General features: G+C 57.3%; 14 protein-coding genes. 4 read left to right on the forward strand and 10 right to left on the reverse strand.

All coding sequences use genetic code 11. From position 1 onward, the window contains the following. Positions 1-198: 198 nt before the first annotated feature. Complete coding sequence (locus DY926_RS00550; protein ID WP_116701618.1) at positions 199-1,260, reverse strand: DUF7146 domain-containing protein; 1,062 nt, start codon at positions 1,258-1,260, stop codon at positions 199-201. A 249-nt stretch (positions 1,261-1,509) separates the two neighbouring features. On the opposite strand from DY926_RS00550, the gene DY926_RS00555 reads away from it, so the two are divergent. The 3 genes from DY926_RS00555 (at position 1,510) to DY926_RS00565 (ending at position 2,521) form a co-directional block, all read left to right on the forward strand. Beyond that, entirely contained in the window at positions 1,510-1,791 is a 282-nt protein-coding gene (locus DY926_RS00555) for an HU family DNA-binding protein (RefSeq protein WP_116701590.1), read from the forward strand. 78 nt (positions 1,792-1,869) lie between these two features. Beyond that, positions 1,870-2,151: an AbrB/MazE/SpoVT family DNA-binding domain-containing protein gene (locus DY926_RS00560; protein WP_039999970.1), complete on the forward strand. Its 282-nt coding sequence runs from the start codon at positions 1,870-1,872 to the stop codon at positions 2,149-2,151. Next, positions 2,132-2,521: a type II toxin-antitoxin system VapC family toxin gene (locus DY926_RS00565; protein WP_116701591.1), complete on the forward strand. Its 390-nt coding sequence runs from the start codon at positions 2,132-2,134 to the stop codon at positions 2,519-2,521. The genes DY926_RS00560 and DY926_RS00565 overlap by 20 nt, the downstream gene beginning before the upstream one ends. 7 nt (positions 2,522-2,528) lie before the next feature. Here the strand turns inward: DY926_RS00565 and DY926_RS00570 are convergent, their stop codons facing one another. The 3 genes from DY926_RS00570 to DY926_RS00580 form a co-directional block, all read right to left on the reverse strand. Continuing rightward, entirely contained in the window at positions 2,529-2,936 is a 408-nt protein-coding gene (locus tag DY926_RS00570; protein ID WP_010510542.1) for a hypothetical protein, read from the reverse strand. A gap of 77 nt (positions 2,937-3,013) precedes the next feature. Then, entirely contained in the window at positions 3,014-4,216 is a 1,203-nt protein-coding gene (locus tag DY926_RS00575; RefSeq protein ID WP_116701592.1) for a DUF932 domain-containing protein, read from the reverse strand. 137 nt (positions 4,217-4,353) lie between these two features. Further along, positions 4,354-6,423 carry a ParB/RepB/Spo0J family partition protein gene (locus tag DY926_RS00580; protein ID WP_116701619.1) on the reverse strand — a complete coding sequence of 690 codons (2,070 nt, stop codon included), beginning with the start codon at positions 6,421-6,423 and terminating at the stop codon, positions 4,354-4,356. Between the two features lie 467 nt (positions 6,424-6,890). Here DY926_RS00580 and DY926_RS16965 point away from each other — a divergent pair, with 467 nt between their 5' ends. Beyond that, on the forward strand, positions 6,891-7,181 hold the full coding sequence (locus DY926_RS16965; protein WP_148707725.1) for a hypothetical protein: 291 nt from the start codon (positions 6,891-6,893) through the stop codon (positions 7,179-7,181). 457 nt (positions 7,182-7,638) lie between these two features. Here the strand turns inward: DY926_RS16965 and DY926_RS00585 are convergent, their stop codons facing one another. The 6 genes from DY926_RS00585 to DY926_RS00605 form a co-directional block, all read right to left on the reverse strand. Continuing rightward, positions 7,639-10,077: a TonB-dependent siderophore receptor gene (locus DY926_RS00585; RefSeq protein WP_241502970.1), complete on the reverse strand. Its 2,439-nt coding sequence runs from the start codon at positions 10,075-10,077 to the stop codon at positions 7,639-7,641. Positions 10,078-10,192: 115 nt separating this feature from the next. After that, positions 10,193-11,152 carry a FecR family protein gene (locus DY926_RS00590; protein ID WP_116701594.1) on the reverse strand — a complete coding sequence of 320 codons (960 nt, stop codon included), beginning with the start codon at positions 11,150-11,152 and terminating at the stop codon, positions 10,193-10,195. 83 nt (positions 11,153-11,235) lie between these two features. Next, positions 11,236-11,757, reverse strand: coding sequence for an RNA polymerase sigma factor (locus tag DY926_RS00595; RefSeq protein WP_116701595.1), 522 nt, complete (start codon positions 11,755-11,757; stop codon positions 11,236-11,238). 566 nt (positions 11,758-12,323) lie between these two features. Beyond that, positions 12,324-12,836 carry a serine hydrolase gene (locus tag DY926_RS17750; RefSeq protein WP_408886018.1) on the reverse strand — a complete coding sequence of 171 codons (513 nt, stop codon included), beginning with the start codon at positions 12,834-12,836 and terminating at the stop codon, positions 12,324-12,326. Between the two features lie 16 nt (positions 12,837-12,852). After that, entirely contained in the window at positions 12,853-13,473 is a 621-nt protein-coding gene (locus DY926_RS17755; protein ID WP_241502971.1) for a serine hydrolase, read from the reverse strand. A gap of 367 nt (positions 13,474-13,840) precedes the next feature. Continuing rightward, positions 13,841-14,299: a nitrate reductase associated protein gene (locus DY926_RS00605; RefSeq protein ID WP_116701596.1), complete on the reverse strand. Its 459-nt coding sequence runs from the start codon at positions 14,297-14,299 to the stop codon at positions 13,841-13,843.

Raw genomic sequence — 14,299 nt, forward strand, 5'->3', positions numbered from 1 at the left:
GCGGCTATTTTGTTTCGCGATGTAAAGCGCGGCTGGCCGCGCGACGGAAAATAGTTGCCACCGGGCATTGCAGGCCCGGCCCGGCTGTCGCCCGCTCCCCTTCTGGAAGGCCATGGGCGCGCCCTGCCAAACGGGGAAGCCTTGACCTGACCATGCGAGATGATGAGGATTCCGGCCTGTAGCGCTACCGAACGGTTATCAGACCGTCCCGTCCATGAGAGGTGCCACGTCCTGCGGAGCAAGCTGCGGACGCAGGACCGACCGGAGCGCACCTCGACCAAGATGGCGGAGATCATCGTTGAAATCTGCGAGCCGGGGCGAAAGCACGATCGCCTCGATCCCGACAGCCTGTGCCCGCTGGCACAAGGCTTTCGCCGTATGGTCGCCTGCCGGGTCGTCATCACGGATAACATAAAGACGCCTGAGCAAGGCCGGGAATGCGGAGGCCGCGAGGTGGGCGGATGACAGGCAGGCCGCCATGGGCAGTTCCGGCAAGACCATGCTGATCGATAGCACCGTCTCGATCCCTTCACCCATAGCCATGACGCCGGATGCCGCGCCAAAACGGACCGCATGGCCCAGCAGTTGTCCCATCGCCCGTCGTGGCGTTTTGACTGGCGCTTTGCCCTCCCCGTCTGGTGACAGCCATGTGCGATGCACACCGGTCAGCCTGCCGTCCAGATCCGTGACTGCAGCAATCAGGGCAGGCCATGTTTGGGTGGAACCGCCATCATCTGTCCGATAGTAGCAGCGCGGATGAAAACGCAGGGAAGCGGTTTCGTGCAGTTCCGTAATGCCGCGTTTACGCAGATACGTTTCCACGATTGTGCCCGTAATCGGCCTGCTCATGGCAAATAGCCGACGGGCCGCCTCCGTTGACCCTGTCGCGTCACCATTACGGGAAAAGGAAGACGAGCTGCCCGGAGAAGGCCGCGATGAAAGATGTGCCGGCGGCAGGCTCAGGAAATGGCGCGCTTCATCCGCCACGTCCCGGAAGTCTGTCAGGCCCCGCGCCTCGCGGATGATGTCAAGCAGGTCGCCATGTTCGGCGCTGGCGGCATCAGTCCATTTACCAGCCGCGCCTTTTCCCTCTGCGCTGCCCTGTAGCCGGACAAACATGGAGCGACCCGGGGTGTTACGCGCGTCGCCAACCAGCCAGTAATTACCCTGCCTGCGTCCCGCAGGCAGATAATGCCGACAGACTGCTTCGGCCTGCCCGGCAAGACGGCGGGCAAGGTCGACCGCATCGTGCTGGTGCATCATGCCTCCTGAGAACATCATGGTTGAAAGGGACTGCGTTACCCAGTTTCCGCGAGGCCACGCAGGATGGAAGCGTATTGGCTTCTGAATGTAAAAACCGGCGGCCATGGGCTAAAAAATGGACGGTTGTTCCCTGTCAACCGGTGGCCGTCAGCCAGCCTGCGACAGTCTGTTGCTTGTGCCATGCCTGATTTTGGCCATAACGGGTGATCAGAAGACCGCATTTTTGCCGCTAGAAAGGACATCATCATGAAGGTTTCGGATCTCGTCGAGATCGTGGCCGCCGAGGCTGACCTGAGCAATGCCGATACCCGCAAGGTCATCGACGCAGTGGTCGAGGCCATGACCCAGGCTGCGATCAGGGGCGAGGAAGTGACCCTGCCGAACTTCGGCAAGTTCAAGGTCAGGGATGTACCAGCCCGGGAAGGCCGTAATCCGGCGACGGGTGCCACGATCCAGATCGCGGCTTCACGCAAGCTGGGCTTTACCCCGGCCAAGGCGCTCAAGGACGCGTTGAACGGCGGGAAATAAACGTCCCTTGGGAAGGATCGGCTTGCATCTGGCGGGGGCGATCCTTATCTTACACCTGTCTTACAATGGAGACAGGTGATGCCAGCCGATCCCCTCACCACAACCGTCTCGACCAAGGGGCAGGTGATCCTGCCCAAGGCGCTGCGCGAACAGTTGCACTGGCCCGCCGGAACACGGCTGGTGGTTGAAAACACCGAACGCGGCGTCCTGCTTCGTCCGCTGCAGGAAGCTTTCGCGGCCACCCGGCCCGAAGATGTATTTGGCAGCCTCCCGCCCACAGGCGGCCCGAAATCGATTGATGAGATGCAGGCAGGTCTGGACGCGGAAATCAGGAAACGCCATGCGCGCGGTCGATACTAACATCATCGTCCGCTACCTGACGGGCGATGATCCGAAACAGGCCGAAAAGGCGCGTGCGGTGGTCAACGGGGAGTTGGTCTTCGTGCCACGCACCGTCGTGCTGGAAACCGAATGGGTTCTGCGCGGGGTGTATGACATGCCGAAGAACAGGGTGATCCCGGCCCTGCGCGCCTTTGCGGGCCTGCCCACGGTCACGGTCGAGGATGCGATGCTTGTGGCCCAGGCCTTCGATTGGGCGGAAGCGGGCATGGACTTTGCGGACGCGCTCCATCTTGCCGCGGCAAAGGGCTGCAGCGGTTTTGCGACATTCGACAGGCGTTTCATGCGCGCGGCCACCAAGGTTGGCACGCTGTCGGTCAGCGCCCCCTGATCCGCTTTTACGTTTTTCCGGCAATGGTATCCTCCAGCCATCCGTAAGTAGCAATCCATGCCACCGTCTCCCTGCTTCCCAGATCAATGACGTGCGCACCGCCTCCGAAGGCGTTCACGCGCGGGCGTGTGCAGGTATTGGCCCATTGAAAGCCCCAGCGGCCAGTGAGCCGGAATTTATGGGCGCAGCGCAGGACAAAGACGACCACCTGGGCGGGATCACCCGTCCTATCGTCCCGAATCCACAGCCTGCCCGCTCCATGGGCAGGTTCTACCGAGACGGCAAACGGTATCCCCCCTGCGTCATCGATCTGGTACTCGGCCAGCAGATCCAGATAGATCGTCATCGCGCGGGCGGCGTTGCGTGCGGAGCCGACGTCAAGAACGCACGAGAAATGCGTAAAGAAGTCCGCCATGGTCTGTCTCCATGAAAACGCAGAAGCCCGGCGCCGGGCCGGGCCTGGTGAAACCACATGGTTCATCTCGGAACGTGTCAGATCACTTTTTCCATCAGCTTGCGTGCCCTGCCCTCCAGATCCAGCCGTGTATCCTGGTTGGTCTTCGTCCGCGCCAGCGCCGTTATCCCCTGCACGAAGTCGAACACGCTTTCGGGCTTGCATCCCTCCTCGTGCAGCACCGTCTCGATGATCTTCGTGGTTTCCGGTTTCGAGAACCCGCGACGACGCAGGAAACTTTCGCGGTCCTCATCAGTTTTTGCCACCAGCGCCCGACGCGAAGCCTGAATGCCGGAGACGAACGAGGCCGGGCTGGTTGTGGCGAAGTTCCGCAGGGCTGGAGTGGCCTGATGCACGAAGCGCGAAGCGGCGAACTTGCTATGCCGGATCGTGATCTGTTCGAAGTTTTCGACGCCCCACAAAAGGCGGTTTTGACACACCCCACGCAGATAGAATGACGCAATGCCGAGGCTCTTGCTGCCAACTTCCGAATTCCAGGCATAGAAGCCCCGGAAATAGAGGTCAGGATCGCCATTGGGCAGACGCCCGGCTTCGATCGGGTGCGTGTCGTCGACCAGGAACAGGAAGACATCGCGATCCGATGCGTAGAGCGTCGTGGTTTCCTTCGTGATGTCGACATAGGGATTGTGGGTCATGGTGGCCCAGTCGATCACACCCGGCACCTTCCAGTTGGTATCGCCTGTGCCATCGCCAGCGATCTTCCGCACCGCGCCGACCAGTTCATGGTCCCAGATGCGGCCGTAATCGGGACCGGTCACGGCGCGCAGTTCGACGCGGCCGTTTTCGGTCTCCAGCATTTTCACCAGTTCGGCGCGGTGCGACAGCAGGCCGTGCTGCAGGTTGATCGCCGCCAGCGGAGCCGGGAGATTGCGCAGATAGGAAGACGGGGCACCAACTAAGCTGCACATCTGGCCGAACGACCAGTGTGTGGGGGCGATCGGGCCATTTTGCCCTGGTACGGTCAGGGTCAGGCGCTCGGCATTGTCGCGGGACGCCTCGACGCGGATGGCGCGGCTTTCCACCGTACGAGCGGTGGCCCGATCCGCCCGCGCCAGTGTGGCGGCATGCAGGTCAGACAGGGACAGGTAGCGCTCGTCATCGGGCCGCGAGAACCATTCGGACGAGACGCGGGCGCTGCGCTCCCCACGCGAAGGATCGATCCGGAAGCCGCCGGACGCGGCGCCACGGGACGCAGGGGGCAGGATGGTGGTTGTGGTCATGGAAAACTCTCCTCTATGCCGGTTATTCGGCACAGAAGGCGAAGCCGACCTCTCCCTCTTTCCGGGGCACCGGACATGAAAAAAGCGGCTTCCGGGCACCGGAAGCCGCTGTCTCACCATTCCAAAAATCCATTGCGCTATTCGGCAGCGATGGCCTCCATATTCTCACCTGCCGTCACTGTTTCAACCTGTGCCTGATCGGCGAGTCCTACGGTCCGCAACGCCTCGGGCAGCCAGCCCGAACCATCGAGCAGCCGCTCGGCCTCGCGCGCCATGTCGGGCTTCTTCAGGTGGGCAATACGGTCAGCCGCCTCGTCACCGCGTGCTTCCCGCACCGCCTGCAGGATGCGGGCCTTGGTGACGCGCCCGAGATAGTTCTCGACCGTGGGCTGCCAGCCCGCCTCGACCAGATCGAGGCTGAGGGCCGATGCCAGACGGTCTGCCCGCTTCAGACGCTCGGTGACGCTGCGCTGGGACACCGCACCATAGGCGGGCATACGCTCGTAGAGCGCATTGACCCCGAAGGACAGGCAGTGCGCCAGCAGTGCCATGCGGCTGGTATCGTCCAGCCCGTCGATCCAGCGCCACAGCGCATCCTCGTCATCGGGCAGATCATGCTTCCAGCCCTCGTTGCGCTGGCGCAGCGCGTGGGCTGGAAGGCTGCCCGGCATGTCGGGCGAATGGACCGGCAACGGGATTTCCCGGACATAGGCTTCCAGGCAATCCGCGCCTGGTGTCTGCCAGTACACATCACGCACCAAGGTATGCAGCAGTTCGGTCAGGGCAATGTGCGGGTTGCTGGCAAACGCGTCCCGCAGGGCGAGCGTGCGCCAGGCCGTCAGTTCGGTGAGCAGCCGGTCAGACAGTGGTTTGATCCCGTCTTCCTCTTCGGGGTCAACGTCGGGAGCGATGTTGTCGCCCTCCCCCTCCTGGTAACCATGGCCTGTGCTATCGTGGTCCCGCCCATCATACCCAGCATGATCGTATCCATCGGCATCATCGGTCTCTTCGGGCTCGGCCGGCATATCCTCGGGCAGCACGAAGCCCCGTTCCACCTGCAGCGTGCCATCACTATCGAGGCTGACGAAGGCCCCTGCCCGCGCTATGTCGACGGGATCAAACGCCAGAGGCCGTTCTTCCAGGGCAAGAATGGCCTGCTCGATCTCGCCCAGCCGTGCGTCCACCTCATCCGGATATTCATCGGCCTGGGCGTATTCCCCCTCAATGGTTTCCTGCTCGACACGCAGGGCTTCGAGACGGGCTGTCTCTTCATCGGTTAGCGGCATTTCCGTGCCGTCGATCTCAGCGAACTGCCGTGTGTGGCCCCATGGAAATGACAGGGCGGTTTCGACCCACTTCCAGCCCTCGGCGCGGACCTGTTCAGCCGCCTCCTGCAGCTTTTCCATGACCAGTCGGTCCACTATACCCGGATCCTGCAGCCAGCCGCCGTCATCGGCCTCGAACAGGTCGCGCATGACGTGGCCACCCGCTACGATATAGGCCTCCAGCCCTACGAAACGGGCACGGGCGTCCGAAGCCCGCACGGTCTTTTCTGTCAGCATGCGGCGGATGACGTAGGGTTCACGGTTATGGCTCTGGGACACGATGTCCCAGACCTGTTCCTGGCGGGCATGGTCATCGCTGATGGAAAAGGCCATCAGCTGTTCCAGCTTCATGCCGTCCTGCTCGTAGATCTCAAGCAGCTTGTCGGACACGGTCATCAACCGCAGGCGCTGTTTGACCACGGCCGGCGCTACAAAGAACGCTGCGGCGATTTCCTCCTCGGACATGCCTTTTTCCAGCATGTCACGGAAGGCACGAAACTGATCCAGCGGGTGCAGGGCCACGCGCTGGACGTTTTCGGCCAGAGAATCATCCTCGGCGAGAATGGTCGATCCGGCCTCACGTACGACGCAGGGCACGGGCGCCGTCTTCGCCAGTTTCTTCTGCTTCACCAGCAATTCGAGCGCCCGAAAGCGTCGTCCGCCAGCAGGCACTTCATAGGTACCGGTCTCGGTCCCTTCGCCGTCAAGAACGGGGCGGACGTTCAGGCTCTGCAGCAGACCGCGGCGCTCGATGTCGCGGGCCAGTTCCTCGATCGACAGGCCGGACTTCACACGCCTTACGTTGGCCTGGGACAGCACCAGCCGGTTGAACGGGACGTCACGGGACGAACTCAGAGTGATTTTGGGAATGGCGGTCGCCATGGCGAAAAACTCCATGACGGGCGGACAGGAGACTCTCTCCCGTCCTCTCAACCCGTCACGAAAATCCGCGCAGCCCTCTGACTTTCACAACTACACCCAAGTCAGCACGCTCTCCCCCTTTCCCGGTAGAAAAATATCGGTAAGGGGGGAAAGCATAAGGTCTGCTTTGGATTAAAATTATGAGTTGGCGGACATTGCTAATAATTTCAAGAGAGATTATTGAATACAGACAGAAGTTTTGGAAAATATTTTGATGGTCGGTTGTGAATGTATAATACTTCAATATTATTACTGTGAAGAACCTTAGGATAGTTTATTCAACTGCTTGGGAGGCAGAGAAAAAAGGTAAATGACGCGCAACCTATTTTACCCCCGACAATTGACTTGTCCATTTAATATCTTCAAGATTATGTCAGTTGGATGGTTGATGTGACTGTCCGTATTGTTTCTGCGCAGGATTCCTTGTTATGTGTGATGAAATTCAAGACCCCCGCGTCCGCAGTACCTTACGATATCTCATTCGGAACTATAATAGTGATGACAATACCGTAGAAGTAAGTCTCCCGGATGGACAAAAAAAATATGTGAATTTTATACATATTCAAGAAGGTCTTGCAGATATTCTTGGGGGAAGGATTGCCGGTGATGGTGATCTTGTTTTAAATTTCTATATTGATTCCGATGATCAGATTATAAGCAATGCATCTATCGCAATAAAATTGTGGGAAACAAAATGGTGGGTGGGCGAAATAGCATAATAAAAATCGATAGAATAGGCATCTTTTATGAATTCCCGATTATCTGAATATCATTTATAACAGAATCAACTTTTTATTTTATGCTTTTTCCTGATTTTATCTAGAAAGCCAGCGCTTGAGTTTTGTTTTGAATTTATGACCGCTATGCGGAGAGAAATCTAAGCAACTTGCACGTCTGAGATGAGGCGGAAACTGCCTGTCCGTACCATTCTATCTGGTAACAGGTAGATCAAGACATGCAGAACCGAACGCCTGCTGTCGCAACTATCCTTACCGAAATCACGTGGAGCGAAACGGTCGGCGTGCTTGATGATACCAAATAGGCTTTGCATGATGCGCTGTGTTTGCCGGACTATGTGCCTGTTTTGATGGAGATATCTGACAGTTAACGAACATAGGAGAATGATGGATAAACGACCTGAATTCAGGAAGAATGGATATGACAATGCAAGCTATGCTACCAGTTATATCGGATACTGCCGATTACCGAGCGATGCATATTCTGGTAACAGAAGTCGGACTGGCATGTAATGATTTGCCGGTTGGCCAGATTGTTCAGGTTCACAGAAAACTGCAGCCCCTTTAGTTCCGGCGCGATGGCTTCAAACCTGTAGCGCAGCGCTGCATCCATCAGGAACTGGGACTTATTCCTGCCCGTTGCATTGGTGTCGCCCCGATAGCTTGATCCGATGTAACGGATGCCAAAGCCCGTTCCCAGTCCCCTGAATGGTCCCGTCTGGAATGTATGGTCCAGCCAGCCATTGGCCGTATTGCGGGGGATGCCTGATGGTATCTTTCCCACAACGGAAGCAGCACCTGACTGTTCTACCATGTCCAGATAAGTATAGGAAGCATTGAAGCTGAATCCCTGCCCCATATCCCCTGTTGCTGAGACCTCGAACCCGCGGGAGCGTATTTTGCCACGCTGGATCTGGTAGGTACCAGTTGCATCACTCGGGTCCGTTGTCAGCCCGTGATTCTGGTGAATGTCAAACGCAGCGCCCGTAACTAATATCCTTTTGTCAGGCGTCTGGTATTTCATTCCGACTTCATACTGGTTTCCGGTAATCGGGCGGAATGCCGCTCCTTCCTTCGTCTGACCAATGGTCGGGTTGAACACCGTGGAATAGGATGCATATGGCGCCAGACCAATGGCAGATACATAGGTCAGTCCAACCCTGCCACTAAAGGCCTGATCGTTCTGCTTCTGTGTCGTATGGCTGTAATAGTTGCCGCTATTGGTGGACACCCAATCATGGCGGCCACTTAACGTCAGCAGCCAGCGATTATAACGGATTTGGTCCTGCAGATAAACACCGGCCTGCGTCTGGCCAGAATGGGCAATGGAATAGACTGATGGCTGCGGTATGGCTTGCGTGCCATAATTCTGCGTTATCAGATTAAGGGACGGTGCTGCCCCATCGGCATAGCTGGTGCGGTAATCGGTAAACAGATAATCCACGCCGAATAGAATTTTATGCGCCACCGGCCCGGAACGGACATCGAATTTGGCCTGATTGTCCAGTCCGACGGAGTTCAGCTGCTCGCGCACCTGTCCTGCGCGCCGCGTTGCACTGGCACCATCATCCGAAAGGCCGGTCAGATAGAGGTACTGCGCATTGCCATCCCCATGCGCGTAACGAAAATTCTGCTGTATGGCGAAGAAATCCGTAAAACGATGTTCAAATTCATACCCCAGCCGATAGGTTGTGGAATCAAAGTTGTTCCACCGCGGGTCCGCGTAACGGATATTGGTCAGTTCGCCTTCCGTGGTCTGGTAATTGAACATCGTACCGCCGGTGCGATCCTTCTGGAAGGCGGTCAGCACGGTCAGCCGTGTTTTGTCATCTGGGCGGAAGGTGAAGGCAGGCGCAATATAGATCCGGTTGTCTTTCACGGCCTGCATCTGGGTATCACTATCGCGGAACACACCGGTCAGACGATAGGTAAAGCGCCTGTCGGAAGGCAGCGCGCCGCCGAAATCGAAATTGCCCTGATAGCGGGCGTAATTGCCCACCTGAAACTGCACTTCGTTGATGCGCTGGCTGGTGGGCCGCTTGGATATCAGATCAACTAGCCCCCCAATACCTGATGTGCCATAGGTGGCCGAAGCCGGGCCATTGATGACGCTGAGTGAATCCAGCCCAAAGGGTTCGGTCCGGAAGCTCAGCAGGGAACCTGCCACCGGCTGGCGCAACCCGTCGCGGAACTCGCCATAAGAAGTCGCGTCAAAACCACGGATGATGAACTGGTCCTGTCGCGGAGAAAAACCGTACACATTGGTGCGCACGCCGGGGCTATAGCTGACTGCATCCGACAGGGTCTGCACATTTCGGGCATCAAGCTGGCCGCGGGTGATGACGGATATGCTTTGCGGAATTTCGATCAGAGGCGTGTCCGTTTTCGTGCCGGCATGGGACGCGTGGGCCAGAAAACGCGGCGGTGTCCCGATGACCGTTATCTGTTCGGCATTGAGGGGGCCGACTGGTCCATGTGGTGCAGCGGTCCCCTCCACCCGCACAGGCACCAGCGTAATGGGAGCGGCCGAAAGCGCAAGCGTGATACTGTTTGTTCCCGTCTGGCGAAATGTAACACCGGTGCCGGACAGAAGATGGCCGAGCGCGGTCATGGGGTCATAATCCCCGCTGACACCGGGCGAGACGATGCCGGATTCAATCGATGAGGTATAGACCACCTGCACGCCGGTCCTGCGTGAAAAATTCCGCAATGCAGTTCCCAACGGCTGTCGCGCGATTTCAAGGTGCAGGACACCTGCCCTGGCCACCTGTACCTGCTGTGCCAGCGCGGATGGCCCGCCAACAGTTGAAAGCGCAGTGCCCAGCGCCAATGCCATGGGGATTGTAATGCGACGTCCCGCCGGAGCGATATGCGACAAGTGAAAACCCTTCATGAAAACGACGGATATGTATGCAAATGCGAGTCGTTATTAACACCTGCATTCTTAAGACGTTTCTACGAACGGTCTGCCTAACCCCCCTTATGCATTTTTTTCAGCCACTTCGCCGCACCAGCACGATATTGCCGGGCAGATGATACAGTCTGAGACGCGCTCCGGCCGCCAGCGCACTCAGCGCATCGTCGGGTCTGCGCACATCCACCAATGCCGTGACAGGAGGTAGGTCATCCAGATGGTCCACCACCAGCGTCATGCCCGACCGGTACCGGGCAATGGTTGAAACCGCCATGCGTACGGGCACCGCCGTCAGCATAAGCTGACCGTCCCGCCATGACGCCACCGTGTCCGCGGGCACCTCCCCCTGCCGGGTGATCTGGCCCGTGGTGCCCTGCCACACCGCACGCTGCCCCGCCGTCAGGGTAATGGACTGTCCCCCTTTACGCGCGGAAACACGCACCATCCCGCTTTCCACGGTCGTCTCGATTTTACCATCCGCATGGGGATCAATTTCAAACGCAGTGCCAATGTCCTCAGTCACGCTGCCTGCGACTTCGACCCGGAAGGGACGGGTCGGATCATGGCGTACATCAAACCATGCGCGACCGCGCAGCAGTTCAATCGTGCGCGTTCTGACCCCGTAATGCACCGCGACGGCGGCATCGGCATCCAGTACTGCCCGTGTGCCATCTGCCAGCGTGAAGGCACGTATTTCATGCCCGGTCCAGTAATCGGCATGCAGCCGCATCCATAGGCCAGGACCAAGCAGAAAAACAGCCAGACAGACAGCCGCAGCCAGTCCTCCCGATGCGGCAAGAACATCACGCCTGCGTCGCCGCCGCATTGCAACCTGCTGTGCGACAGGCTGGTGCGGAGCAAGTTGCTTCCCGATCTGGTCAAGGCTACGCCATAATTGCAGTTCGTGCTGAAAGACTGCATGATGATGCACATCCACAACCCAGCGCCTGTAAGCCGCCATTTCGGGTTCGGTAATATCACCCGACGTCAGCCGGGCGATCCAGTGCCGGGCTTCCTGTGTCGTTGTGCGATCAGACATACGTTAAAACCAGTCATATCTGCTTTCGGAAGGGTTTATGGCCGACCCGGCGGGACAGGGACATTCCGAAGCCCCGCATCCCCTTATCCGTAACGGGAAATATCCTGACTGTTACGCGCATCTCCCAACAGGGTGATTGCACGCTTTATATGCTTTTCGACGGTCGTACGCGAAATCCCCAGCATGACCGCCACATCGCGCAACGGCACATCCTTCATGCGGTTGAGCCAGAAAATGGTGCGCGTCGGTTCCGACAGGCGTTCGGCTGCGGCCATGACGCGTTCCAGTTCCTCACGCGCCAGAAACGCCCGTTCCACATCCGGCGTGCTTTCATCTCCATACAGGATCAACCGCGCTTCAGCCTGTAGGCGTTCGATACGGGCATTAGCGCGCCCCTGATCGACCGCCAGATTGGACGCAAGGCGGTACAGATAGGCCCGTCCGTTATGGATTGGCGGATTGTCACCCACGCGCTGGATACGCAGCCAGAGCATCTGCAGCAGATCTTCTGCTGCCATGGTCCGGTTCATTTTCTGGAACAGACGGGTCAAGGCATTACGTTCGGCTGCGAAGATATTATTCAGTATGAAAAGGTTGCTCGACATGACGCCCGTATCCCTTCGGCCGGATGTTCATGATCCTGACCGTCCGTCTTCCTGGTGTTCCGCCAGACTCATTTCATGAGGATGAGTTGCGAACAGTTATTATCTTCTATCTATCGGAGCCTCCCCTTTCAGGCAAGTGATGCTGGCCTGATATGGATGTTCTTCAGACTGTTCGCTTTCCGGCAGAAAGAAGGAAGATTTCCATGTCTGGATCCTGTATGGGAATTGCTCGACGTTCATTGGATCAGCACTGTAACCCTGTACGCTCACGCCCCTATCCTTTCTGGCCGCCGTAAGTCTGGCCTGAAATCTGATTCACCAGCGCCCTGAAGCTGTAGATACGGTGAAGTGGACAGGGCGCACGGCGATCTATCAGATTGATCACCCCGCTTCTTCCTGCCGAACATGGACATTAGGTGCGGCCAGCCGAAGATAGCCGTCACTTTCTCAATGACATTGATAAGTGTTGAAATAGCTCGTCATATGGAATGACAGTCACGGGGGCCAACGGAATGTCCGGTTTTTCGGCAGTTTCTTTCGACCTCAGACGTCTTCGCCAGTTGAGGCTATGGCTCGGAGTTCAGTGACTCGATGAGCGAATAGACCGCCTTCACCCGGGCTTCATTCGGATGATTTTTGTTGGCCAGGACAACTATGCCGATATTTTTACTGGGTAGCATCGCAATATAGCCACCAAACCCGTTCGTCGAGCCGGTCTTGTTCAGGAGAACATTTTTCTGTGGGGCAAGGGCCGGGCTCAACTTCTTTTCTGGCTGTGGTTTCATAATGAAATCATAGCCATTGCCCAGTGTTATCTTCTGTAAGCTGGCAGGCCAGTCGTACTGTTCCCATATCATATCCTGCGTGAAAAATGCTGTTGTGTACTGCCCTTCATGGGTTCTGGTGACTGCCTTATGCAATTCTTCCGAGGCTTTCCCGCACCCCATTTCCACGTCGAGAACCTTAAGTATGTCGCTGGCGCTCGATTTTACGCCATAGGCTTCCTCGGCCAAAACGCCAGGGTTCATGCGGATTGGTGCATTGGTCTTTCGGTCGTATCCCCAGGCGTAGTGAGCCATTTCGCTCGGTGGCACATCAATCCACGTATGCCGTAGCCCGAACGCAGGAAAAAAGCACGTTTTGCACGACCTGCTTATAGTCCGAGCCCATGGCCTTACCAGTGATGTAGCCGAGCATTCCGATGCTGATGTTGGAATAGCTTCGTGTTCCCGGTTGCAGCGGGCGCCAGTTCTTCAGCCAACTAACCAGTCCATTGACGTCGGTTATGCTGTCTGGCACCTGCAAGGGCAGTCCTCCCGAATGGTGCGTTGCCAGATCCATGAGGGTCAGTCGGTCACCTATTGAGCAGGTGTCCGCACAGACATGATGTGCCACAGTGTCATCGAGGCTGAGTTTACCGCGATCCTCTGCCAATGCTGCAAGCGTCACATTGAAAATTTTACTCATTGAGCCAAGCTCAAACAGAGTGTCAGGCGTCACAAGGCGGTTATCGGCTCGTGATGCTACTCCAGCGGCATAAAAGTCATGTTTGCCGTTTCGGGTGATGCCGACAATAAGGCCGGGTATGTCGTATTCCTTCATCACGGGTTGGAATGCATCTCGTGCCTGTTCGGTCAAACTGGCAGCTTTTGCAGGCGATGTCATTGAAGAGATCATAGCAACGGAGAGCACCACACGGTACAATCGCATATTCATTCCTATACTCCATATCTACCATCGCCTGACCGCCTGATGTAGCGCCAGCGTGACTGGTAACTGGTAGGTGGAACATGGCGGCTCCTCAATATGGGTCAGGGGAAGGTATTGCTCCAGGGCGCGTGCGTAATTGCGGACCTGCTGGACGGCATGAGAAGCGTTCTGGCCGCCTCTCCAATAACAGGACTCCCTTCAGGCGGCGGGCAACGCGCTATGGCGTAGGTAGAAAAAGTCCTGTCGAAACAGTCTGCCACGTTTCCTTTATTTTTCCTTTGTCGGTCTCATATTCTGAAAGTATTTAGTATATTACGACATGAAATCTATTTAAATCTGAATATCATAAAATGAATATTTCGAGTTCGTTGCCTTAATCATGCATTTCAACGAGAAATTCCCGCAGGGCCGGTTCAAAATTCTGATTTTCGTGTCCGGGCCTGGTAAGCTTAAGGAGCGCGAAGCGCTGTAGGGCCGACAGATGTCCCCATTGTTCGGGCGTGGGTGCCTCTACCCTACAGGATTGCGCTTTCAGCCTGATCGCATCGGGCACGCCACCAGCCAGTTGCCATGGTTCGGTTCGGGCGGGTGGAAGTAGTTTTGGCTCTTCCCCTGCCCGGGTCCTGATCAGGTGTAGGAGGAACGACTGGTACGCCGCCTGTTCCGGTGGCGTGGTGGCGGGACGGTTCACCAGGGCCTGCCTGTCGTGCGGGGTGAAACGGCTCCACTGGCGCAGGCTGAGTTTTACGCCGCACAGGTCCAGTTTCATGCGTACGATCATAGGAACGCAGCGTAACGACAGGGCAAAATCCATTTCGAAATTGAACAGCAT

Source organism: Komagataeibacter melaceti (genome assembly GCF_003403295.1).
Lineage (GTDB): Bacteria > Pseudomonadota > Alphaproteobacteria > Acetobacterales > Acetobacteraceae > Komagataeibacter > Komagataeibacter melaceti.

Excerpts from the sequence above, each read along its gene's own strand:
- DY926_RS17750 (WP_408886018.1), bottom strand. The coding sequence starts at position 12,836 with ATGGCTCACTACGCCTGGGGATACGACCGAAAGACCAATGCACCAATC.
- DY926_RS17755 (WP_241502971.1), bottom strand. The coding sequence starts at position 13,473 with ATGAATATGCGATTGTACCGTGTGGTGCTCTCCGTTGCTATGATCTCT.
- DY926_RS16965 (WP_148707725.1), top strand. The coding sequence starts at position 6,891 with ATGTGTGATGAAATTCAAGACCCCCGCGTCCGCAGTACCTTACGATAT.
- DY926_RS00595 (WP_116701595.1), bottom strand. The coding sequence starts at position 11,757 with ATGTCGAGCAACCTTTTCATACTGAATAATATCTTCGCAGCCGAACGT.
- DY926_RS00570 (WP_010510542.1), bottom strand. The coding sequence starts at position 2,936 with ATGGCGGACTTCTTTACGCATTTCTCGTGCGTTCTTGACGTCGGCTCC.
- DY926_RS00590 (WP_116701594.1), bottom strand. The coding sequence starts at position 11,152 with ATGTCTGATCGCACAACGACACAGGAAGCCCGGCACTGGATCGCCCGG.
- DY926_RS00605 (WP_116701596.1), bottom strand. The coding sequence starts at position 14,299 with ATGCTGTTCAATTTCGAAATGGATTTTGCCCTGTCGTTACGCTGCGTT.
- DY926_RS00560 (WP_039999970.1), top strand. The coding sequence starts at position 1,870 with ATGCCAGCCGATCCCCTCACCACAACCGTCTCGACCAAGGGGCAGGTG.
- DY926_RS00555 (WP_116701590.1), top strand. The coding sequence starts at position 1,510 with ATGAAGGTTTCGGATCTCGTCGAGATCGTGGCCGCCGAGGCTGACCTG.
- DY926_RS00575 (WP_116701592.1), bottom strand. The coding sequence starts at position 4,216 with ATGACCACAACCACCATCCTGCCCCCTGCGTCCCGTGGCGCCGCGTCC.
- DY926_RS00580 (WP_116701619.1), bottom strand. The coding sequence starts at position 6,423 with ATGGCGACCGCCATTCCCAAAATCACTCTGAGTTCGTCCCGTGACGTC.
- DY926_RS00565 (WP_116701591.1), top strand. The coding sequence starts at position 2,132 with ATGCGCGCGGTCGATACTAACATCATCGTCCGCTACCTGACGGGCGAT.
- DY926_RS00550 (WP_116701618.1), bottom strand. The coding sequence starts at position 1,260 with ATGCACCAGCACGATGCGGTCGACCTTGCCCGCCGTCTTGCCGGGCAG.